The sequence below is a fragment of the Pandoraea sp. PE-S2R-1 genome (assembly GCF_002179865.1).
GTDB lineage: Bacteria > Pseudomonadota > Gammaproteobacteria > Burkholderiales > Burkholderiaceae > Pandoraea.
This window is the reverse complement of record NZ_NGUR01000153.1, coordinates 1-438: the sequence shown is the minus strand read 5'-3', so window position 1 is coordinate 438 and position 438 is coordinate 1. Positions and strand designations below refer to the sequence as shown.

Sequence of the window (438 nt, the reverse complement as noted above, 5' to 3'; positions counted from 1 at the left end):
AATCGGCGTAGCGCGTGCCATTTCGGCAATGCTGTCGAAGAGACTGATGGCCGGTTGTTTGCCGAGCCGCTCGTCGGCCACTCGCGTGGGCCAGCCCTGCATGAGCGTGATCGGCAGAATTGCCGCGACGAACAGACCTGCGACGAGCAGAAGCTGCCCCTCGCTGCCCGCTTCGCCGATATTGAGCAGGAACTGTCCGGTGCTTAAGGCGAGGTAGTTGATCGTGAGATAGGAGCCGAACACGCGTCCACGCATGGTGTTCGGCACCGAGCCGTTGAGCCAGCTTTCCACGGTCGTGTACATGCCCATCAGAGCGAAGCCGGTGCCGAGCCGCAGCACGCAGAGCATGAGCGTGGTCTCGCTCACGGCAAAGCCCATCACGAACAGGGCGGCCAGCGCGGTGAACGCGACGAACGCGCGATGTTGCCCGATGCGCTC

The 438-nt window shown here is 63.5% G+C and carries 1 pseudogene; it reads right to left on the bottom strand.

The features are described from left to right. Positions 1-438, bottom strand: a pseudogene (locus CDV44_RS28220) (MFS transporter); the annotation flags it as partial.